The organism is Stenotrophomonas maltophilia group sp. SKK55, from assembly GCF_057179845.1.
Window position 1 is genome coordinate 115081 of sequence record NZ_JBXUHP010000014.1, and the last position, 21712, is coordinate 136792.

Sequence of the window (21712 nt, forward strand, 5' to 3'; positions counted from 1 at the left end):
GTTGCCTCAGTCGCGTCGCGACTGCAGATAGGCGAACAGCTCCTGGTTGTTCTGCAGCCCCAGCTTGCGCTTGGCTTCGGCCTTCTGCCGGCTGATCGTTTTCGGGCTGCGGCCGCAGTGGACGGCGATGGCGTTCACTTTCAGCCCGGCGGCCAACAGGTCCAGCACTTCCTGTTCGCGGGCCGACAGCGCCGCCGGCTCACGCGCGAACATCAGGTCGCGCGCCTGCAGGTGGTCGCGCAGCTGCTGCGAGACGAACACCTGCCCGGCCATGGCCGCGTTCAGGGCCTGCGGCAACTCGCCGAAATCGGCGCACTTGTCGACCAGGCCACTGACACCTTCACGCAGCAGGCCATCGAGCAGGCCGGGGTGACGGGCGCCGGTAAGCACCACCACGGGCATGCCCGGGTGGCGTGCGCGCAGCTCAGCGATCAGTTCCGGGCCATCCGGGCCGGTGCCCGGCATGGAGAGGTCGGTCAGCACCGCGTCGCAGCCGTGGTGCTCGACCAGCTGCAGCAGCTGGGCGCCGTCACGCGCGCTGCCGACGACCTCCATCAGATGGGTCTGCAGCACGATGCGGATGCCGTGCAGGACGACGGGATGGTCGTCGGCGATGATGATGCGCGGGTGCACGCGGAATCCTCGAAAAGCGAAGCGGCACACCTGCGGTGGCCACTGACGATTCTGCAAACGTGGCCGGCCAACAGGTATAGGAAAGTTCCGAATCGCAGTGTCTTGAACCCCGGAAGCGTTGTGGCGCAAGTCCCATCTGCTGATAGCCGCCCGCTATGTGTGCCGTGTACCGGGACATTACCGACCATCGGGTAAGCTAATGCCCTCGTTTGCACAGGAATTCCAGGTGGCTGACTCCCCCAACGCTTCCCCCGCGCCGGCCCGCGCGCTGGAAGGCCAGAAACTGCTGTTGTGCGTCGGAGGCGGGATCGCGGCCTACAAGGCCCTGGAGCTGGTGCGGCGCCTGCGCGATGCCGGTGCCCAGGTGCAGGTGGCGATGACCGCCGGTGCCCAGCAGTTCGTCACTCCGCTCAGCTTCCAGGCCCTGTCCGGGCAGCCGACCCGCACCACGCTGTGGGACAGCGCCGCCGAGCAGGCCATGGGCCACATCGAGCTGGCCCGCTGGGCCGACCGCATCGTGGTCGCGCCGGGTACCGCCGATCTGCTGGCGCGGCTGGCCCAGGGCCATGCCGATGACCTGGTCAGCACCCTGTGCCTGGCCAGCACCGCACCGCTGACGATCTGCCCGGCAATGAACCACCGGATGTGGCTGCATCCGGCTACCCAGGCCAACATCGCCCTGCTGCGCCAGCGCGGTGCGCAGGTGATCGGCCCGGTCGATGGCCCGCTGGCCGAAGGTGAATCCGGTCCCGGCCGGCTGGCTGAACCGGGCGACATCGTGGCCGCGCTGGTGGCCAATGGCGGTACCGCTGCGACGGTTGCCGCGCCGGAAACCCGTGCCCTGCAGGGCTTGCGCCTGCTGATCAGTGCCGGCCCGACCTACGAAGACATCGATCCGGTGCGCTACGTCGGCAACCGCAGCAGCGGCAAGATGGGCTTTGCCCTGGCCGCTGCCGCCGCCGCGCTGGGTGCGCACGTGGTGCTGGTCAGCGGCCCGGTCCAGCTGCCGACGCCACCGGGCGTGCAGCGCATCGACGTGCGCTCGGCCGCGCAGATGCGCGATGCCGTACTGAAGTCGCTGCCCGCCGACATCTATATCGGTGCCGCCGCAGTGTCCGACTACACCCCGCGCCAGGTCGCCGCGCAGAAGCTGAAGAAGACCGCCGACAGCCAGTCGCTGGTGATCGAGCTGGTGCGCACGCCGGACATCCTGGCCGAAGTCGCCGCGCAGACGCAGTCGCTGAAGCTGGTGGTCGGCTTTGCCGCCGAGACCCACGACGTGGAGAAATATGCACGCGGCAAGCTGATCGACAAGCGCCTGGACCTGGTGATCGCCAACCAGGTCGGCATCAGTGGCGGTGGTTTCGAGAGCGACAACAATGCCGCCACGGCCTTCTGGCAGGACGGTGAACAGGTATTCCCGGCCACCTCCAAGCGCGAACTGGCCGAACAACTGCTGGCGCTGATCGCGCGGAGACTCCAGGCATGACCCAGGCATCCCTTTCCCGACCGCTGCAGGTCAAGCTGCTCGATCCGCGCTTCGGCGACAGCTGGCCGCTGCCGGCCTACGCCACCGAAGCCAGCGCCGGCATGGACCTGCGCGCGGCGCTGGATACCGCACTGACCCTGCAGCCGGGCGACACCGCGCTGGTGCCCAGCGGCCTGGCCATCCACATTGCCGACCCGAACCTGTGCGCGGTGATCCTGCCGCGTTCGGGGCTGGGCCATCGGCACGGCATCGTGCTGGGCAATGGCACCGGCCTGATCGATGCCGACTACCAGGGGCCGCTGCTGATCAGCGTCTGGAACCGTGGCCGCGAGGCCTTCACCATCGAGCCCGGCGATCGCATCGCGCAGCTGGTGGTGGTTCCGATTGCCCGCGTCAGCCTGCAGGTGGTGGATACTTTCACCGACAGCGTGCGGGGCACGGGTGGATTCGGCCATACCGGGGTGCGTTGACAGGGGACATCGATGAGCGGCATCGGGGAAGGACAGCGGGGACGGTCGTTGGGTCGCAGTGCACCACTACTGGGGGTGCTGCTGATCCTGCTGGCCGGCTGGTTCGGATGGAGCGCGGTGCAGCAATGGCGGCAGGAGGCCAACGGCCAGGCGCTGGAAGAAGCGCGCGACCAGGCCGTGCAGGGCCTGCAGCAGGCCGCTGCAGGCCAGTTGCAGCAGCTGCAGCAGCAGTTGAAGAACGATCGCGTGCAGCAGGCGCTGCAGGCCGGCGATGCCGCTGCAGCGGCGCTGGCCGTGCGCGAGAGCTGGACCGGGGTTGAGCAGGTCGAGGTGCTGACGGCCGATCTGGCCAACGCCTATGCCGATCCGGCCACCTTCGGGTATGCACGCCTGGCCCTGCTGGAAGCGGCGGTGGCTGAGGGCAAACCCAGCCTGCGCGTCGTCCGCGATGGTGGCGGCAATCGCCTGGGCCTGGCTGCGCCAGTGCAGCTGGGCAACCTGGGGCCGGCCGTGATCTATGTCCGCCAGCCGCTGCTGCGGCTGACCTCGCCGCTGGACCAGGTGCGTGCGCCGTCCGCAGGCTTCCTTGGCCTGCGCCAGGGTGGCTTCGATCTGGTCACCCAGGGCGACGCGGGCCTGTCCGAAAGCGCCGAAGCGCTGGCGCGCCCGGTTGCAGGCACGCCGCTGCGACTGGTCGCGTCGGTACCGAATGTCGACGCCGGTCCGCTGGGCCTGGGCGCGCTGGCCAGCGCCATTGTGGCGTTGCTGCTGGCGTTCATTGCCGTGTTGCTGGTGGTGGGACGTGACCGACTGCCGAAGTCGCTGCCCTTGCCGCGCCGCGCCGCAGCGTCCGAGGCCGACCATGGCCCGACCCTGAGCGAGAGCCTGCAGCAGGCGCCGCCACCCGGGGCCGCTGTGACCGGCAGTGGCGATGTCACACCACCGCCGCCACCGCCGGTGCCGGCCGAGGAGCTGGCCGCCGGCATCTTCCGCGCTTATGACATCCGCGGCGTGGTGGGCAGTGAACTGACACCGAAGACCGCGGCGCTGATCGGCCAGGCCATTGGCACCGTGGCACTGGAGCAGGGCCTGCGCGAGGTGGTGATCGGTCGCGATGGCCGCCTGTCCGGTCCCGAGCTGACGGCTGGGCTGGCCGAGGGCCTGCGCCGTGCCGGCTGCGCGGTGATCGACATCGGCCTGGCGCCGACACCGCTGGTGTACTACGCCGCCTTCCATCTGCGTACCGGCACCTGCGTGGCAGTCACCGGCAGCCACAATCCGCCCGAGTACAACGGCTTCAAGGTGGTCATTGGCGGCGAGACGCTGTCCGGCGATGCCATCACCGATCTCTACCAGCGCATCGTCGAGGGCCGCCTGGTGCAGGCCGCCGAGCCCGGTGACTACCAGCAGCGCGATGTCAGTGCCGACTACATCCAGCGCATCGCCGATGACGTGCAGCTGGACCGCCCACTGAAGGTCGTGGCCGATGCCGGCAATGGCGTGGCCGGCGCACTGGCGCCGCAGCTGCTGGAAGCGATCGGCGCCGACGTCATTCCGCTGTACTGCGATGTCGACGGCACCTTCCCCAACCATCATCCCGACCCGAGCGAACCGGCCAACCTGGAAGACCTGGTGCAGACGGTCAAGCGCTTTGGCGCCGATCTCGGCGTGGCCTTCGATGGCGACGGCGACCGGCTGGGCGTGGTGACCGGCGAAGGCCGGATCATCTACGCCGATCGCCTGCTGATGCTGTTCGCTGCCGATGTGTTGATGCGCAATCCGGGCGCGATGGTGATCTACGACGTGAAGTGCACCGGCAAGCTGTCCGACCATGTGCTGCGCAACGGTGGCAGCCCGCTGATGTGGAAGACCGGGCATTCGCTGATGAAGGCGAAGATGCGCGAGACCGATGCCGAGCTGGCCGGCGAGATGAGCGGCCACTTCTTCTTCAAGGAACGCTGGTTCGGTTTCGACGACGGTCTGTACGCCGCTGCGCGATTGCTGGAGATCCTGGCCCAGCGCGAGGAAACCCCGGACGAGGTGCTGGGCGAACTGCCGGAAATGGTCGCCACGCCGGAGCTGAAGGTACCGGTGGCCGACGGGACGCCGCATGCCCTGGTGGCGATGCTGGTGGCGGCGGCGCAGTCGCCGGACAACCCATATGTGGGTGGCCGCCTGTCGACCATCGATGGGCTGCGCGTGGACTTCGCCGATGGCTGGGGCCTGGTGCGTGCCTCCAATACCACGCCGGTGCTGGTGCTGCGCTTCGAAGGCAACGACGAGGCCGCACTGGAACGCATCCAGGCCCTGTTCCGCAGCCAGCTGCAACCAGTGCTGGGCGACACCCCGCTGGGGTTCTGAACGATCCTGGTGGGTGCCGACCGTTGGTCGGCACGCCTTGCCCGCTCTTGGTAGGTGTCGACCCTGGTCGACACACCCTCACCCCTTGAACCGCAACCCCACGCCCGGCTCGGTGAACAGGTAGCGCGAATCCAGCGCCGAATCGCCCAGCTTGTGCCGCAGCTTGCCGACCAGGATACGCAGGTAGTGGGTGTCGTGCTGGTGGGTCGGGCCCCAGATCTCCTGCAGGATCTGCGGCTGGGTCACCACCCGCCCGGCATTGCGCAGCAGCAGCGACAGCAGCGCGTATTCCTTGCGGGTCAACGCCACCGGTTCACCCTGCAGGGCGACTTCGCGACGCACCAGGTCCACGTGCAGGTGGCCATCGTCGAACACCGGCGGCGTGCCATCGGTCGGCACGCTGCGCGTGCGCAGCAGCGCCCGCACGCGCGCCATCAGCTCCTGCGTGCCGAACGGCTTGGTCACATAGTCGTTGGCGCCGGTATCCAGTGCGCGCACCTTCTCGGCTTCGCCGGCGCGCACGGTCAGCATGATCACCGGCACCTGGCTCCACTGGCGCAGCTGTTCCAGGACCTCGTGGCCTTCCATGTCCGGCAGGCCGATATCGAGGATCACCAGGTCCATGTCCTCGCTGGCGGCCAGCTGCAGGCCTTCCTGACCGGTGGCGGCCTGCCGCACCTGGTAGCCCTGCGCGCGCAGGCTGATGTCCAGGAACCGGCGGATCTGGGTTTCATCGTCGATCACCAGCACGCGTGCGGCCGGCACGCTGGCATCAATCGGGGTCGGGCTCATCGTGGGAGGCTGGCTTGAGCAGGGGCAGGGTGATGCGGATCAGGGTACCGCGACCGTCGCGTCCGGGCAGCGCCTGCACGCTGCCGCCATGTGCGCCGATCATGCCCTGGCAGATGGTCAGGCCCAGGCCGGTGCCGTGGCGGCCTCGGTCGCCACGCTCGACGCTGTAGAACATGTCGAAGATGCGCGCGCGCTCGTCATCGGGAATGCCGGGGCCGGCATCGATCACGTCGATGCGCAGCTGGCCGTCCAGCTCGCGCGCCTGTACCTGCACGGCGGCGTCGGGCGGCGAGAACTTGGCCGCGTTCTCCATCACGTTGAACACGGCCTGTTCGACCAGCGCCGGGTGCACCCAGATCGGTGCCAGCGTGGCTGGGATGTCCAGCTCCAGCCGCACCTTTGGCTGGTAGCGCTGCAGGCGCCGTGCCGCCGAGCCGATCAGCTCGTCCACGCCGATCCAGTCGCGGTTGATCTTCAGCCCTTCATGACCCAGCCGGGTCATGTCCAGCAGATTCTGGATGTAGCGGTCCAGCCGTTCGCCCTCGACCAGGATGGTGTCCAGCAAAGCACGGCGATCGGCTGTATCCATGGCCGCACCGTAGCTGGCCAGGCTGTCGGCCGACCCGATCATCGCCGCCAATGGCGAGCGCAGGTCGTGCGACACCGAGGAGAGCAGCGCCGAGCGCAACCGCTCGGTCTCGTTGCTGACGTGTGCCTGCTCCAGTTCCGCCACCAGCCGGGTACGCAGCGCGGCCTGTGCGATGTCATCAACCATCGCTTCGGCCAGCTGCCGCTGTTCGGGCAGCAGGCGCGCCTGTGCGCCGGGCAGGTACAGGCCGGCCACGCCGATCGCACGGTCTTCGCCGTCCAGCAACGGCAGGAACCACCATTGCGCACCGGCCAGGGTATCGGTGAAGCGCCCACTGGGCTGGCCGTGGCGCAGTGCCCAGTCGGCGGCAGCCAGGTCGGTATCGCCAGGCTGGTTGCGGCCACCGGCGGCGGTATCGGTGCCGATCCGCAGCCACGCCGGCACGTCCAGGGCCTGCTCCAGCGCATGCCGGCCTGCCTGTGCCACCTCGCCGTTGCCGGCCGCGCTGGCCAGCTGACGGCCCAGCTGCTGGCGCGCACGCGCATGGCGGTTGGCCGCACGCAGCGCAATCACCTGCATGCGCAGGCGCGAGGCCAGGCGCCCGGCCACCAGTGCGGCGGCCAGGAACAGGAACACGGTGATCACGCCCTGGCGTGCACCGATGGCGAAGGTGAAGCGCGGCGCGATGAACAGGAAGTTGTAGGCCAGGAAGCACAGGATCGCGGCCATCACCGCCACGCTGGCGCGCGTGCGTGCAGCCACCAGCACCACCGCGACGATGAACACCATCGACAGGTCGGCCATGCCCACCCAGTGTTCGGCAAGCCACGCCACCGCACAGGCCAGCGCGGTAGCGATCAGGGCTTGTGCCGGTTCATGACTGATACCGCGCATTGGCGGCAGCAGGCTCTCGCGGCGCGAGCGTGCGCGTGCCTGCGGCGTGCTGATGATGGTGATCTCGTAATGCGCGCCACGCTGGATCAGCTGCTGGGTCAGGGTGCGGTTGAACATCCGTGCCAGTGGACGTTCGCGGGTCCGGCCCAGCACCAGGGTCGACACGCCGTTGTGTGCGGCATGATCGAGCAGGGCATCGGCGATGCTCGATCCATGCAGCAGTTCGGCGTCGCCGCCCAGCCGCCGTGCCAGCGCGAAGGCCGCATCGATCTCGCGCCGGGTCGCCTCGTCCTGGCGCCGGCCCTGCACGGTCACTACCGTCCACGGTGCGTCGCGGCGCTCTGCGATGCGCCGCGCCACGCGCACCAGGTATTCGCTCTGGCCGCCCCCGTCGATGGCCACCAGAACGCCGCGACGCAGGGGCAGATTGCCTTCGCCGCGCGCGGCGCGGGTTTCGCGCAGGCTGCTGTCGACGCGGTCGGCGGCTTCCTGCATCGCCAGTTCGCGCAGCGCGGTCAGGTTGGCCGGTGAGAAGAACGCCTGCAGTGCCTGAGCGGCCTGTTCGGGCACATAGACCTTGCCCTGCTGCAGGCGAGCGATCAGTTCGCGCGGCGGCAGATCGACCAGCACGATGTCGTGCAGGCGGTCGAGCACGCCGTCGGGCACGGTCTCGCTGACGCGCACGCCGGTGATCCGCATCACCACGTCGTTGAGGCTTTCCAGATGCTGGATGTTGACCGTGGTCCAGACGTCGATGCCGGCGTCCAGCAGCTCCATCACATCCTGCCAGCGCCGCTCATGGCGGCTGCCCGGCGCATTGCGATGGGCCAGTTCATCCACCAGCACCAGCGCCGGATGCCGTGCCAGCACGGCATCCAGGTCCATCTCCTGCAGGGCATGGCCGTGATAGGCCACGTCCTTCAGCGGCAGCTGCGGCAGGCCCTCCAACAGGGCCTGGGTATCGGTGCGTCCATGGGTTTCCACCAGGCCCACCACCAGGTCGACGCCGCGGCGCAGCTGTTCCTGCGCGCGGGTCAGCATGGTGTAGGTCTTGCCCACGCCCGGCGCCGCACCGAGGAACACGGTCAGCTTGCCGCCGGCTTCGCGTTGCAGGCCTTCAACCAGGGCATCGGCCTGGCGGGTACGTGCATCAGTCATGGGGGCCGCTGTCATGGCTGCCATTGTGCGCGCAGCCGGTGCAGGCCGGCATCACGGTGCCTTGGCTGCATGGTCCAGCGCGAAGTTCAGCGTCACCACGTTCACCCGTGGCTGGCCGAACAGGCCCCACTGGCGCCCTTCGGTATGGGCCTGCACCAGTGCCTGCACGCGCTCCACCGGCAGGCCACGGGCACGCGCTACGCGCGCCACCTGCAGCTGTGCGGCGGCCGGCGACAACTGCGGATCGAGACCGCCGCCGGACTGGGTTACCAGATCGGCCGGAACCTGCGCTGGCGCGACACCTTCCCGTGCAGCCACCGCAGCGGTGCTGGCAGCGACGCGCTCGGCCAGCGCGGGATTGCTGCGCGCCATGTTGGAACCGGCCGCGGCCATCGGGTCGTAGTTGGCCGCCGACGGACGCGCCTGGAAGTAGCCATCACCGGTGAACGGCTGCGCCAGCCACGCCGAGCCGCGCACCTGGCCGTTGCCGTCGCGCAGCAGGCTGCCCTCGGCCTGGGTCGGGTAGGCCAGGCCGGCGAAGCCGGTGGCGATGCCGGCGTAGACCGCGCCGGCCAGCAGCAGGGTGGCCAGGCCCAGGCCGATCGCCGGGCGCCAGCTTGCGCCATCCTGCAGGCTCGCCACGCGGGCCTCGGCTTTCTGTCCGCGGGGAAGGGAAGACGAAGTGGAAACAGTACGGTTCATGCGCCGAATACCAGGACAAGAAGGAGGTCGATCGCCTTGATCGCCGCGAACGGCAGCAGCACGCCGCCGAGGCCGTACACCAGCATGTTCCGGCGCAGGAGCGCCGTTGCGGTGGCCGGGCGGAAGCGCACGCCACGCAGGGCGAGCGGAATCAGGGCGGGAATCACCAGGGCGTTGAAGATCAGTGCCGCCAGCACCGCGTTGCGCGGGCTCGACAGCTGCATCACGTTCAGTGCGGCCATGGTCGGCACGGCAGCGGCGAACAGCGCCGGCAGGATCGCGAAGTACTTGGAGACGTCGTTGGCCAGCGAGAAGGTGGTCAGCGCGCCGCGGGTGATCAGCTGCTGCTTGCCCACTTCCACCACCGCCAGCAGCTTGGCCGGGTCCGAATCGAGGTCGACCATGTTGCCGGCCTCCTTCGCCGCCTGCGTACCGGAGTTCATCGCCAGGCCGATGTCGGCCTGGGCCAGTGCCGGGGCGTCGTTGGTGCCGTCGCCGACCATCGCCACGAGCCGGCCGCCGGCCTGCTCCTGGCGGATGCGCGCCAGTTTGTCCTCCGGGCGGGCCTCGGCGATGTAGTCATCGACGCCGGCTTCGGCAGCGATGGCAGCGGCGGTCAGCGGGTTGTCGCCGGTGATCATCACCGTGCGGATGCCCATCGCGCGCAGCTGCGCGAACTTCTCGCGCATGCCGTGCTTGACCACGTCCGACAGCTCGATCACGCCCAGCACGTGGCGACCCTCGGCCACCACCAGCGGGGTGGCGCCATTGCGCGCCACCTGCTCGACGCGACCGGCCAGTTCCGCCGGCACGTTGCCGCCCAGCGCCTGTACGTGGGCGCGGATCGCATCGGCGGCACCCTTGCGGATCTGCCGGCCATGTTCCAGGTCCACGCCGGACATGCGGGTCTGTGCACTGAACGCCAGGTACTCGGCATGGTCCGGCTCGGCGGTGGCGCAACCCTGCTCACGCGCCAGGCGTACGATCGACTTGCCTTCCGGGGTCGGGTCGGCCAGCGAGGACAGCAGCGCCGCTTCACGCAGCTGGCTGGCGTCGATGCCGGCCAACGGATGGAAGTGGCTGGCCTGGCGGTCGCCGTAGGTGATGGTGCCGGTCTTGTCCAGCAGCAGCACGTCGACGTCGCCGGCCACTTCCACCGCCTTGCCCGACTTGGCCAGCACGTTGGCAGCCAGCGCACGGTTCATGCCGGCGATGCCGATGGCCGGCAGCAGGCCGCCGATGGTGGTCGGGATCAGGCATACCAGCAGCGCGATCAGCAGCAGCGGATCGACCTGCACGCCTACCGCCGCGCCGATCGCCGGCAGCGTCGCCACCACCACCAGGAAGGTCAGCGTCATCGCTGCCAGCAACAGGGTCAGCGCGATCTCGTTCGGCGTCTTCTGACGGTTGGCACCTTCCACCAGCGCGATCATCCGGTCCAGGAAGCTGTGCCCCGGCTCGGCGGTCACCCGCACGATGATCTGGTCGGACAGCACCTTGGTGCCGCCGATCACGCCGGAACGGTCGGTACCGGCCTCGCGCAGCACCGGGGCGGATTCGCCGGTCACCGCCGCCTCGTTGATGGTGGCCAGGCCCTGCACGATCTCGCCATCGGCCGGCACCAGCTCACCGGCACTGACGATCACATGGTCGCCCGGGCGCAGCTCGGCGGCAGGTACCTGGGTTTCCGCAGCCCCCGGCTGCGGCGCGGCCAGGCGGCGCGCCACCAGATCCTGGCGAGCGCGGCGCAGCGATGCGGCCTGGCCACGGCCACGCGCCTCGGCCACTGCTTCGGCGAAATTGCCGAACAACACGGTCACCAGCAGGATCGCGGTCACCGCCAGGCCGAAGCCCAGCGGCGCATTGCCGGTCAGTGTGACGATGGCGGCGACGATCGTGCCGGCCATCACCACCGCCATCACCGGGCTGCGCACCAGGTGCATCGGCGATAGCTTGCGTACTGCGTCGACCAGCGCACGGCGCAGGCCGGCGCCATCAAGCAGCGCAGGGCGCGGGGCAAGGGAACTACGGGTGGAACTTGCGTGGGTACTCATCGGGGTGTCCTTAGTGCAGTCCCAGGCTGAGGTGGTCGGCGATCGGGCCGAGTACCAGCGCCGGCATGAACTGCAGCACGGTCAGGATGACGATCACCGAGACCAGGGTCAGGGCGAAGGTCGGGGTTTCGATCTGCAGGCTGCCGGCAGACTCCGGCGCCTGGCGCTTGGCGGCCAGTTGCGCGGCCACCACCAGCGGGATGATCAGCAGCGGGAAGCGGCCCAGCAGCAGCACCAGCGAGCAGCTCAGGTTCCACCACAGCGTGGCGTCGCCCAGCCCCTCGAAGCCCGAGCCGTTGTTGGCGTAGGCCGAGACGTACTCGTAGAACACCTGGCTGATGCCATGGAAGCCCGGGTTGGAGGTAGCGGCCAGCCCGGGCACGGCCAGGGTGATCGCGGTGAACACCAGCAGGGTGATCGGCTGCAGCAGCACCAGCAGGGCCAGCAGGCGTACCTGTGGCGTCTCCAGCTTGCGGCCGAACAGTTCCGGCGTACGTCCGGTCATCAACCCGGCCAGGAACACGCCCAGCAGCAGGTACACGATGAACTGCTGCAGGCCACAGCCGATGCCGCCCCAGATCGCGCTGACCAGCATGTTGACCATCGCGATGCCGCCACTCAGCGGCGCCAGCGAGTCATGCATGCCGTTGACCGAGCCGTTGGAGACCTGGGTGGTCACCGCCGCCCACAGCGCCGTGCCGTCGGCGCCGAAGCGCACCTCCTTGCCTTCCATCAGCAGCGGCGTGGCGGCGCTGGCACTGTGCCCTTCGCTCCACACCATCGCGCCGGTGGACAGCAGCGACATGCCCAGCATGCAGCTGAACACCAGGGCGCCGAACCGGCGCCGGCCGGTGAACGCACCGATCATGAAGATCACCGCCATCGGCACCAGCAGGATGCCGACGATCTCCAGCGCGTTCGACAGCGGGGTCGGGTTCTCCAGCGGGAAGCTGCTGTTCGGGCCGTACCAGCCGCCACCGTTGGCGCCCAGCTGCTTGGCCGCGACCATCGCCGCCACCGGGCCCAGCGGCAGCTTCTGTCCGGCCATGCCGGCGCTGGCATCGATCGGCGTGGCCTGCGGGCCACCGGCCATCGTCGACGGCACGCCCTGGCTGGCCAGCAGCAGGGTCCACACCAGGCACAGCGGCAACAGGAAGCGCACGCACAGGCGCACCACGTCCACGTAGTAGTTGCCCACCGCCACCTGGCGGTCATCGCCGGTACTGGTGGCCGCCGCAGCCTGCGGCGCACGCGAGAACAACGCGCGCAGCGTGGCCACCGCCAGCGCCAGGCCCATCATCGGTGTCACCACCTGCAGGCCGGTGATGCCGGTCATCTGCGAGAGGTAGGACAGCTGCGCCTGGCCCGAATAGTGCTGCTGGTTGGTGTTGGTCAGGAACGAGATCATCGTGTGCAGCGCGGTGTCCCAGCGCATGTTCGGGATCTGGTCCGGATTCAGCGGCAGCCAGGCCTGGGTCATGAACACCGCCTGGGTCAGTACGGCGACCACCACGTTGCTCAGGACGAAGGCCAGCACGTAGCCGCGCCAGGACATCGAGCGCGACGGATCGACCCCGAACACCCTGTACAGCGGCTTCTCGATCCAGTGGAACAGCACGTCGACCTTCATTGGCGTGCCACGCATCACGCGGGCCAGGTACAGGCCCAGCGGCCACGCCAGCAGCAGGCTGGCGGCAATAATCACAAGCATCTCAGTCATGGCCGGCTCCGCTCAGAACGACTCGGGCCGCAGCACGACATAAAGGAGATAGGCGGCGGCGACCAGCACCAGCACGCCACACAACAACGACAGCCAGGGGGACATTGCAATAGCGTCCTGGTGGAACCCCTCCACCTCAGGCCGTCATCGTCGTCCTGCCGCCCATAAACGCACTACGCGCCGGACCGTGCCGACGCGTAAAGAGTGCATAAATTCCGTGGGCCAAGCCGTAACCAGGCGCCGCCTACTGTACAGCCGGGCCCATGCTGGGCTGCTCTTTCCCAAGGTCACGCGGAGCCGAGCATGGGCTCGGCTCTACAAGCGAATCACGGCGCCTGGCTCGTCGGTGCCACGCCCTTCAGCTCGCGATAGCGCTGCAGGGTGCTTTCAATTTCCGCCTTCAGCGCCTGCTGCTGCTGCAGGAACCCGGCCTGCAGGCGCTGCTGCGCCTGCAACTGCACGTGCCGCTGACGGATCGCCTCGGCCTGCTTGTCGGCGACCTTGCCACCGGCCAGTTCTCGGTCACCGGCGGCCGACAGCAGCGCCACCAGTGATTCGCGCAGGCTGGTGACGTTGTACTCGGCGGTCTTGAGGTTGTTGTCCAGCACTTCCTGGCGCTCGGCGAACACCCGGCGCAGGTCCTCCTCGCTGCCATAGGTGGACAGCATCGCCTGCTCGGTACGCTGGCGGGTCTGCTCGGCCATCAGGTCCAGCTGCTGCTGCTGCGCCTGGGTGCTGGCCGTGGCGCGCTCTTCGTCGGTCAACGCGCGCTGGACCTGCGCATTGCGCAGGCCGCTCTTCGCGTTGAACTCCTCGCGGGCGTGATTGACCGCATCGGCTGGCAGCGAATCGCTGCAGATCCGCTCCTTGCCCTCGTTCCAGCAATACAGCTTCTTTTCCACTTTGCCGCCGTCGCGCGACTGCGCCGGCACGGTGGACGGCACGGCCAGCAGCAGGCCGGCAAAGAGAACGGCAGGAACTCGGGACATGACCTTTCCCCTGGGTCGGTCAGCGGATCGAACGGACGCCGTACTGGGCCCGGTAGGCTTCCAGCGGCTGGCGGTAACCCACAAGTTCCGGGTTGCCGGAGGCGAAATCAAGCAGATCGGCCAGCGACGCCACGGCGATCACCGGAATCCCGGCCTCTTCGGCCACCGACTGCGCCGCCGAGCGGCGGTCGGTTTCCGAGGCGATCTCCTGGCGGTCCAGGGCTACCACGATGCCGGCCGGGGTGCCGCCGGCAGCGCGGATGATGCCCAGCGCTTCGCGGATCGCGGTACCGGCGGTGATCACGTCGTCGACGATCAGCACGCGCTTGCCATTCATGTCGGCGCCGATCAGCTGGCCACCTTCGCCGTGGTCCTTGGCTTCCTTGCGGTTGAATGACAGCGGCAGGTCGCGGCCGCGCTGGGCGAGCTCGCAGGCCATCGCGGTGGCCAGCGGGATGCCCTTGTAGGCCGGGCCGAACACCACGTCGTACTTGATCCCGCTGGCATCGATGGCATCGGCATAGCAGGCGCCGAGCTGGGACAGCAGCGAACCGGAGTCGAAACGGCCGGCGTTGAAGAAATAGGGGCTCAGCCGGCCGGACTTGAGGGTGAACTGGCCGAAGCGCAGGGCGTCGGCGGTCAGGGCCAGCTGCAGGAAACGGTGGCGGTGGTCGCTCATCAAAACTCGATTCATCTTCATTTGGAGCACAAATCCTAATCCAGCTGGGCGTTTCGCGCTCGTCCGGCCCCGCGTGAACGGTGTCGCGGCGCTGCCTGGCGGACTGCGCAGCCCCACGGGCAACCGGTATGCTTGCCCGGTTTCCCGCCGCAGGTCCCCGCATGCGCATCATCAGTTTCAACGCCAATGGCATCCGTTCCGCCGCGACCAAGGGCTTCCTGGACTGGTTCCGTGCCCAGGACGCCGACGTCCTGTGCATCCAGGAGACCAAGGCCGGGGAAGACCAGCTGACCGACCCGATGTTCCGTCCGGATGGCCATCACTGCTTCTATCGCGACGCCATCACCAAGAAGGGCTACAGCGGCGTGGCGATCTACAGCAGGCGCGAGCCGGACCAGGTCATCACCTCGCTGGGCTGGGCCCCGTTCGACGACGAAGGCCGCTACATCGAGGCGCGCTACGGCAATCTCAGCGTGGTCTCCTTCTATATTCCCTCCGGCAGCTCGGGTGACCTGCGCCAGGGCTTCAAGTTCGAAGTGATGGAATGGCTGCGGCCGATCCTGGAGGAGTGGGCGCGCAGCGGCCGCGACTACGTGCTGTGCGGCGACTGGAACATCGTGCGTTCGGCGCTGGACATCAAGAACTGGAAGTCCAACCAGAAGAATTCCGGCTGCCTGCCGGAGGAACGCGACTGGCTCAACGCCCTCTGCGCCGACCACGGCCAGGCCACCGATGTCGCCGCCGGCCGCGGTTGGGCCGATGCTTACCGCCTGCTCAACCCCGCCGGCGAGGACTACACCTGGTGGAGCAACCGCGGCGCCGCCCGTGCCAACAACGTCGGTTGGCGCATCGACTACCAGTTCATCACGCCGGGCTTGCGCGACAAACTGCGTAGCTGTTCGATCTACCGCGACGAGCGCTTCTCCGACCACGCCCCGTTCACCGTGGACTACGACCTGTGACTGAGGCCGCCAAGCCGCGCCGACCGTGGCAGCAGGTGTTGTCCAACCTGAGCCAGCGCAAGGTGCTGGCGATGCTGCTGCTCGGTTTCAGTTCGGGCCTGCCCATCTATCTGGTGGGCAACACGCTCGGCTTCTGGATGCGCAAGGAAGGCATCGAGCTGAGCACGATCGGTTTCCTGTCATGGGTCGGGCTGGCCTACACCATGAAGTTCCTGTGGGCGCCGATCGTCGACAAGACCGACGTGCCTCTGTTCGGTCGTTTTGGCCGCCGCCGCGGCTGGATGCTGCTGTCGCAGCTGGTCGTAGTGGTGGGCCTTGTCGGCATGGCGCTGGTCCAGCCCAAGGGCGGCCAGATCCAGTTCCTGGGCATCGCCTGGCAGCACATCGTCGTGTTCGGCGTAATGGCCGTGATCGTGGCGTTTGCTTCGGCCACCCAGGACATCGTCATCGATGCCTGGCGCATTGAAAGTGCTGACAACAGCGAGCAGCTTGGCCTGCTGACCTCATCCTCGGCATTGGGCTACCGCACTGCCTTGCTGGTCACCGATGCACTGATCCTGATCATCGCGGCCCGTGTTGGCTGGCAGGTCTCCTACGAGATCATGGCCGTGCTGATGGCGCTTGGCGTGGTAGCCGTGGTCATGGCCCGTGAACCCGCGCGGGAAGTGGCTGCCGTGCAGGCACAGGCGACCTCCCTGTGGACGCCGCGCGGCCTGTTCGACGCCGTGGCGGGGCCGTTCATCGCCTTCGTCCGCGAGCATCGCAGCGGCGCGATCCTGATCCTGGTGGCCATCAGCGTCTATCGCATGGCCGACTTCGTCATGGGGCCGATGGCCAACCCCTTCTATGTCGATCTCGGCCTGGACGAGGACACCGTGGGCGCCGTGCGTGGCTCGGTGGGCCTGGTCGCGACCTTCGTTGGCATTGCTGCGGCGGGCCTGGTCTCGGTTCGCTGGGGGGTGCTGGCGGCGCTGATGGTGGGTGCCGTGCTGGGGCCGGCCTCCAACCTGGCATTTGCCTGGCTGGCCTATTCGGGCCCAGACACGACCCATTTTGCTGTGGCCATGGCCATCGACAATTTCGCCAGCGGTTTCGCCGGTACGGCGCTGATCGCCTATATGTCCAGCCTGACCAGCATCGGATACACCGCAACCCAGTACGCGCTGCTGAGTTCGTTCTACGCGATGCCCGGCAAGGCGCTCAAGGGGCTCTCGGGGTGGTCGGTACAGACGCTCGCACAGGGCCGGACGCTGCTGGAAGGCTACGCGCTGTTCTTCGTCGGTACCGCGCTGGTGGCGATCCCGGTGGTGATCCTCTGCGCCCTGCTGATCCTGCAGCAGCGCCGTCGCCAGGCCTCCAGCTCGACCTGATTGCCTGCCCGTCCAGTCTGCGGGATCATCGCCCCCACGCGCCGAGGGGGCGGTGCCTTGCGAACGGGGAAGTGAGCATGGCCGACGTTGTGCTGCGGGACCTGGACCCGCTGCTGCTGGAACGTATCCGACGTGTCGCGGTCGCCCGCGGCTGGACCCAAGAACAGACCTGCGCCGCGTTGTTGGAGCAGGGCCTGTTCAGCAGTGAACTGGAGGTCCGCTCCGGTTTCGGCGATCCCGAAGTGGACGCCCTCTCCGATGCGATCGCCGCCCTGCAGGCCTTGCCCGCAGGGCAGGGCTTCGATTAGCGGCTTTGTAGAGCCGAGCCCACGCTCGGCTGCCCGGTGAATCCACGTCATGCGTGGATGGCGCCACCTCACGCCAGGTGGATTGCCCCCAGGATCCGCGGCCCCTTGGCTCCGGTCACGCTCGGCAGGTTGCCGGCCAGCCCGTCCATCGTCCGCTGCGCCAGCCAGGCAAAGCCCATCGCCTCCACGTACTCCGGGTCCAGCCCGTGCACCGCGCTGGACTCCACCTGCACCTCCGGCAGCCGCGCCGCCAGGCGCTTCATCAGCTGCCGGTTGCGTACGCCGCCGCCACAGACCAGCAGGCGCCGGGTCTGCGGCTGCTGCGCCAGCAGCGCATCGGCCACGGTTGCCACGGTCAGCTCCAGCAGGGTGGCCTGCACATCGGCAGCGGCATATTCGCCTTCCTCCATGTGGGCCTCGGCCCAGGCCAGATGGAACTGCTCGCGCCCGGTGCTCTTCGGCGGCGGCAGCGCGAACCACGGGTCCGAACGCCAGCCGGCCAGCAGGCCCTCGTCCACCGCGCCACTGGCGGCATACGCGCCATCGGCATCGAAGGTACGGCCGGTGTGGCGCTGGCACCAGGCATCCATCAGCGCGTTGGCCGGGCCGGTATCGAAGCCACGCACCGCGCCTTCGCGCGGGATCAGGGTCAGGTTGGCGATGCCGCCCAGGTTGAGCACCGCGCGGTCTTCATCGGCGGCACCCAGCATGCCCAGGTGGAAAGCCGGCATCAGCGGCGCGCCATGCCCCCCGGCCGCTACGTCGCGACGGCGGAAGTCGGACACCGTGGTGATTCCGGTCAGTTCGGCGATGCGGTTGCCGTCGCCCAGCTGCACGGTGAACGCCGGATCGGCCAGCGGGCGGTGGCGCACGGTCTGGCCGTGCGAGCCGATCGCGCGCACCTGGCTGCGATCCACGCCGGCTTCGGCCAGCAGCTGGTTGGCAGCCTCGGCGAAGTTGATCGCAATCCGCGCGTCCAGTTCGCCCAGCTCCTCCAGCGAATCCAACGGGCCACCTTCGCCCAGCGCCACCAGCCGCGCGCGCAGCACCGGTTCCCAGCGGGCGGTCAGTCCATGCACGAAGCGGCAGCCTCCGCCCGCGGGAAACTGCACCAGCGCGGCATCGATGCCGTCGGCGCTGGTGCCCGACATCAGGCCAAGGTACAGGGGGGCGTCAGCGTCGGCAGTGGTGTTCATGGCGGGCATAAAAAAAGGACGCGGCAAGCTTGGGCTGCCGCGTCCTTGTTCGTCAACGCAGCGCGCTCAGCCGCGCTTGCGGCCGGTCGACTGCTTGTCCTTGGCGCTGGCCACCTCGGTGGCGGCCTCGTCGCGGCTGGTCGGTGCCGGGCTGGCATCGGCGTAGATCAGCTTCTCCATGCCCTGGATGCGGGCCATCGCCGGCGCGGTCTGCGCGCGGAAGGCGACCAGCTCGGCGCCCTTCAGCGGCTCCGGCGGCGGCATGGTCACGGTCAGCGGGTTGCGGTGCTCGCCGTTGACGCGGAATTCGTAGTGCAGGTGCGGGCCTGTGGCCAGGCCGGTCGAGCCGACGTAGCCGATCACCGTGCCCTGGGCCACGCGCTGGCCGGTCTTGATGTTCGCAAAGCGCGACATGTGCCCGTACAGGGTGGTGTGGCCGCGGCCGTGATCGAGGATCACCACGTTGCCATAGCCGCGCTGCACGCCGGCGAACTGCACGCGGGCATCGCCGGCGGCCATGATCGGCGTGCCGGTACGCGCGGCGTAGTCCACGCCCTTGTGCATGCGCATCTTGCCCAGCACCGGGTGCTTGCGTGCGCCGAAGGTCGAGCTCAGCCGCGCGAACGGGATCGGCATGCGGATGAAGCTCTTCTTCAACGAACGGCCGTTGATGTCGTAGTACTCGGACTTGCCGTTGCGGTCGAAGCGGAAGCCGGAATAGGTCTTGCCCCCGGTGGTGAAGGTCGCCGCCAGGATCTTGCTGGTGTCCACCTTCTCGCCTTCGCGCCAGGTCTCGTCCATCACCACGCTGAAGCGGTCGCCCGGCTGCAGGTCCTTGGAGAAGTCGATGTCGTACTTGAAGATGTCGTCGGTCATCGTCGCGATCGCCGACGGCGACAGCCCGGCCCGGCGGGCCGCGGCATACAGCGAACTGGTGATCTCGCCGCTGGTGACCACGGTACGCGTGGAAGTCTCGCGCCGCGTCACCTTCTCCTTGATGTCATCGCCGGTCAGGCTCAGTTCCACCCGGTTGTCGGCGTCGCGATCGAAGCGGATGCTGCGCAGGTCGCCGGACAGCGGCATGTCGAAGGCGATCTCGGCGCCCGGGCGCAGCTTGGTCAGCGCCTCGCGCGCACCGGGGTGCTCCAGCACCCGGTGCAGGGTGCTGGCCGGAATGCCGGCCTTGTCGAACAGGTCGCTCAGGGTCTGGCCGCGCTGGATGCGCAGCACCTGCCAGCTGTCGCCCGGCACCTGCTGCTGGCGGGCCATGGTCAACGGCGGCAGCGGCAGCGCCAGACTGGTGTGGCTGTCCGCGTAAGGCGCATCAATGGTGTGCGAGAAACCGGGGACGATCGTCGCCACCAGGGCGCCGATGGTCGCAAACAGGCTGGCGTGCATCCAATGGCGGCGGGTCCAGCGCTCATTGAAGGCGGCGGGAAGGTGTTGCCTGAGCTTCCGATGCAGGGCGTTGTCGTGCAGGACGTGAAGGCGTTCCTGGAAGCGCTGCTTGCGTGCGCGCCCTTGTTCGGAATTGTGCATCGGCGGTCTTTTCCTGGCGGCCCGGGAGCGCGGGCCTGATCGGCGGTTACCATAGACACCTGAGAAAACCGCGTCAAACCCTTGTGCCCATTGGCTTTTGTGAAGCCAATCGGGTTAACTTTGCTTTAACACCCCACACAAGAATCGGCGTTGCCGGGAGTAGTCACGTGTCCTCGATTGAAGAAGCCCTTGCCCTGATCGGCCGCGGTGCCGACGAGATCCTCAAGCTCGAGGATCTGCGTGCGCGCCTGCAGGAGGGCCGCCCGCTGCGGATCAAGGCCGGCTTCGACCCCACCGCGCCCGACCTGCATCTGGGCCACACGGTGCTGCTGAACAAGATGCGCCAGTTCCAGGACCTTGGCCACCAGGTCATTTTCCTGATCGGCGACTTCACCGGCATGATCGGCGATCCCTCGGGCAAGAGCCTGACCCGCAAGCCGCTGAGCCGCGATGACGTGCTGGCCAACGCCCGTACCTATGAGGAACAGGTGTTCAAGGTGCTGGACCGCAGCCGTACCGAAGTCCGCTTCAACTCGGAGTGGTTCGGCAAGATGGGCGCGGCCGACATGATCCGTCTGGCCGGCCAGCACACCGTGGCGCGCATGCTCGAGCGCGACGACTTCGCCAAGCGTTATGCCGCCCAGCAGTCCATCGCCATCCATGAGTTCCTGTACCCGCTGGTGCAGGGCTACGACTCGGTGGCTCTGGAGGCCGACGTCGAGCTGGGCGGTACCGACCAGAAGTTCAACCTGCTGATGGGCCGTGGCCTGCAGGAACACCATGGCCAGAAGCCGCAGGTGGTGCTGACCATGCCGCTGCTGGAGGGCCTGGACGGCGTCAACAAGATGTCCAAGTCGCTGGGCAACTACATTGGTATCAGCGAGCCGGCCATCGACATCGTCACCAAGACCATGAAGGTGGACGACACCCTGATGTGGCGCTGGATCGAGCTGCTGTCCTTCGACATCAGCCAGGCCGAGGCCGTGCAGCTGCGCGAGCAGGTGGCCAATGGCGGCCTGAACCCGCGCGTGGTCAAGCTGCGCCTGGCGCGTGAGCTGGCGACCCGTTTCCACGACGCCGTGGCGGCAGAGCAGGCGATTGCCGGCTGGGAAGCGGCGGTGACCGGGCAGGGCGATATCACCCAGCTGCCGCTGCAGGATGTGGCGATCCCGGCCGAAGGCCTGCGTATTGCCGCGTTGCTGACGGCGGCCGGCCTGACCCCGAGCAACTCCGAAGCCAACCGCAAGCTCAAGGAGCGCGCGGTCAAGGTGGACGGTGAAGTGGTCGAAGACGGCCAGCAGGTGCTGCAGCCCGGCTTCGAAGGCCTGCTGCAGGTCGGCAAGCGCACCTTCGCCCGCGTGCGCCTGGTTGCTGGCTGAGAAGAAGGAAGGGCCGGCGCCAGCCGGCCCTTCCTTCTGCTCTTGTAGGGCCAAGCCCACGCTCGGCTGCTCTTCACGGGTTCCTGCCGCAGCGCGGCGCATGAACAGATGCAACATCCGGTGAAAAAAATCGCCACACCCCCTTCACAAATGATGGGAATGGGGACATACTTCTCCTCCCCCGTCGCAGGGGTCGCCACCAAGGGGCTTCAGCGACAACAGGGCACCCACCACCGCCGAACGAGATGATCGAACGAAGGTGTTGACGGACTGAAAAAGTCTGGCATAATGGGCGGCTCGCTACGAAGGAAACTTCGCAGCACACGGGAGCGGCGCTGAGGCCACTTCCCCGGATCTTTGAAAGTATGCGCAGGTATCTTGTGAAGGCGCCTGCAGGAAGGATGATTGTCCATCTTGCAGACGTTTGA

Annotated in this window: 18 protein-coding genes; 7 read left to right on the forward strand and 11 right to left on the reverse strand. The window is 68.1% G+C overall.

Annotated features, from left to right (window positions below; genetic code table 11):
- Window positions 1-6 precede the first annotated feature (6 nt).
- Window positions 7-633 carry a response regulator gene (locus AC2A1N_RS08735; protein WP_061478747.1) on the reverse strand — a complete coding sequence of 209 codons (627 nt, stop codon included), beginning with the start codon at window positions 631-633 and terminating at the stop codon, window positions 7-9.
- A 199-nt stretch (window positions 634-832) separates the two neighbouring features.
- Here AC2A1N_RS08735 and coaBC point away from each other — a divergent pair, with 199 nt between their 5' ends.
- The 3 genes from coaBC to AC2A1N_RS08750 are packed head-to-tail and all read left to right on the forward strand — an operon-like array spanning window position 833 to window position 4953.
- On the forward strand, window positions 833-2122 hold the full coding sequence (gene coaBC / locus AC2A1N_RS08740; protein WP_061478746.1) for a bifunctional phosphopantothenoylcysteine decarboxylase/phosphopantothenate--cysteine ligase CoaBC: 1290 nt from the start codon (window positions 833-835) through the stop codon (window positions 2120-2122).
- Window positions 2119-2592, forward strand: a complete 474-nt coding sequence (gene dut / locus AC2A1N_RS08745; RefSeq protein WP_061478745.1) for a dUTP diphosphatase — start codon at window positions 2119-2121, stop codon at window positions 2590-2592. Before coaBC ends, dut begins: the two co-directional genes overlap by 4 nt.
- A 12-nt stretch (window positions 2593-2604) precedes the next feature.
- Window positions 2605-4953, forward strand: a complete 2349-nt coding sequence (locus AC2A1N_RS08750) for a phosphomannomutase/phosphoglucomutase (RefSeq protein ID WP_242892298.1) — start codon at window positions 2605-2607, stop codon at window positions 4951-4953.
- 78 nt (window positions 4954-5031) lie between these two features.
- Here AC2A1N_RS08750 and AC2A1N_RS08755 read toward each other — a convergent pair whose 3' ends face one another.
- The 8 genes from AC2A1N_RS08755 to pyrE form a co-directional block, all read right to left on the reverse strand.
- Window positions 5032-5745, reverse strand: a complete 714-nt coding sequence (locus AC2A1N_RS08755) for a response regulator transcription factor (protein WP_005420506.1) — start codon at window positions 5743-5745, stop codon at window positions 5032-5034.
- A complete protein-coding gene (locus tag AC2A1N_RS08760; RefSeq protein ID WP_072168700.1) occupies window positions 5726-8386 on the reverse strand; it encodes a sensor histidine kinase in 2661 nt (886 codons plus the stop codon). Before AC2A1N_RS08760 ends, AC2A1N_RS08755 begins: the two co-directional genes overlap by 20 nt.
- A gap of 51 nt (window positions 8387-8437) precedes the next feature.
- Window positions 8438-9088: a potassium-transporting ATPase subunit KdpC gene (gene kdpC / locus AC2A1N_RS08765; protein ID WP_154350094.1), complete on the reverse strand. Its 651-nt coding sequence runs from the start codon at window positions 9086-9088 to the stop codon at window positions 8438-8440.
- Entirely contained in the window at window positions 9085-11142 is a 2058-nt protein-coding gene (kdpB, locus tag AC2A1N_RS08770) for a potassium-transporting ATPase subunit KdpB (RefSeq protein ID WP_242892301.1), read from the reverse strand. Before kdpB ends, kdpC begins: the two co-directional genes overlap by 4 nt.
- A gap of 10 nt (window positions 11143-11152) precedes the next feature.
- Window positions 11153-12862 carry a potassium-transporting ATPase subunit KdpA gene (gene kdpA, locus AC2A1N_RS08775; RefSeq protein WP_242892305.1) on the reverse strand — a complete coding sequence of 570 codons (1710 nt, stop codon included), beginning with the start codon at window positions 12860-12862 and terminating at the stop codon, window positions 11153-11155.
- 12 nt (window positions 12863-12874) lie between these two features.
- A complete protein-coding gene (locus AC2A1N_RS08780; protein WP_005407770.1) occupies window positions 12875-12967 on the reverse strand; it encodes a potassium-transporting ATPase subunit F in 93 nt (30 codons plus the stop codon).
- A 221-nt stretch (window positions 12968-13188) separates the two neighbouring features.
- On the reverse strand, window positions 13189-13851 hold the full coding sequence (locus tag AC2A1N_RS08785; protein ID WP_242892308.1) for a hypothetical protein: 663 nt from the start codon (window positions 13849-13851) through the stop codon (window positions 13189-13191).
- A 19-nt stretch (window positions 13852-13870) separates the two neighbouring features.
- Window positions 13871-14530, reverse strand: coding sequence for an orotate phosphoribosyltransferase (gene pyrE, locus AC2A1N_RS08790; protein WP_005420471.1), 660 nt, complete (start codon window positions 14528-14530; stop codon window positions 13871-13873).
- 161 nt (window positions 14531-14691) lie between these two features.
- Between pyrE and AC2A1N_RS08795 the strand changes: the two genes are divergently transcribed.
- The 3 genes from AC2A1N_RS08795 to AC2A1N_RS08805 all read left to right on the forward strand — a co-directional run bounded on the left by AC2A1N_RS08795 (window position 14692) and on the right by AC2A1N_RS08805 (window position 17170).
- Window positions 14692-15492 (forward strand): exodeoxyribonuclease III, encoded by an 801-nt coding sequence (locus tag AC2A1N_RS08795; protein ID WP_484372035.1) that lies wholly within the window; start codon window positions 14692-14694, stop codon window positions 15490-15492.
- Window positions 15489-16862, forward strand: coding sequence for a muropeptide MFS transporter (locus tag AC2A1N_RS08800; protein WP_049455489.1), 1374 nt, complete (start codon window positions 15489-15491; stop codon window positions 16860-16862). Before AC2A1N_RS08795 ends, AC2A1N_RS08800 begins: the two co-directional genes overlap by 4 nt.
- 77 nt (window positions 16863-16939) lie before the next feature.
- On the forward strand, window positions 16940-17170 hold the full coding sequence (locus AC2A1N_RS08805; protein ID WP_065196060.1) for a hypothetical protein: 231 nt from the start codon (window positions 16940-16942) through the stop codon (window positions 17168-17170).
- Window positions 17171-17238: 68 nt separating this feature from the next.
- On the opposite strand, the gene AC2A1N_RS08810 is transcribed toward AC2A1N_RS08805, so the two are convergent.
- Window positions 17239-18366, reverse strand: coding sequence for an anhydro-N-acetylmuramic acid kinase (locus AC2A1N_RS08810; protein ID WP_081280424.1), 1128 nt, complete (start codon window positions 18364-18366; stop codon window positions 17239-17241).
- A 66-nt stretch (window positions 18367-18432) separates the two neighbouring features.
- Window positions 18433-19905, reverse strand: coding sequence for a M23 family metallopeptidase (locus AC2A1N_RS08815; protein WP_061478736.1), 1473 nt, complete (start codon window positions 19903-19905; stop codon window positions 18433-18435).
- Window positions 19906-20072: 167 nt separating this feature from the next.
- On the opposite strand from AC2A1N_RS08815, the gene tyrS reads away from it, so the two are divergent.
- Window positions 20073-21284 (forward strand): tyrosine--tRNA ligase, encoded by a 1212-nt coding sequence (gene tyrS, locus AC2A1N_RS08820; protein ID WP_005420460.1) that lies wholly within the window; start codon window positions 20073-20075, stop codon window positions 21282-21284.
- Window positions 21285-21712: the final 428 nt, after the last annotated feature.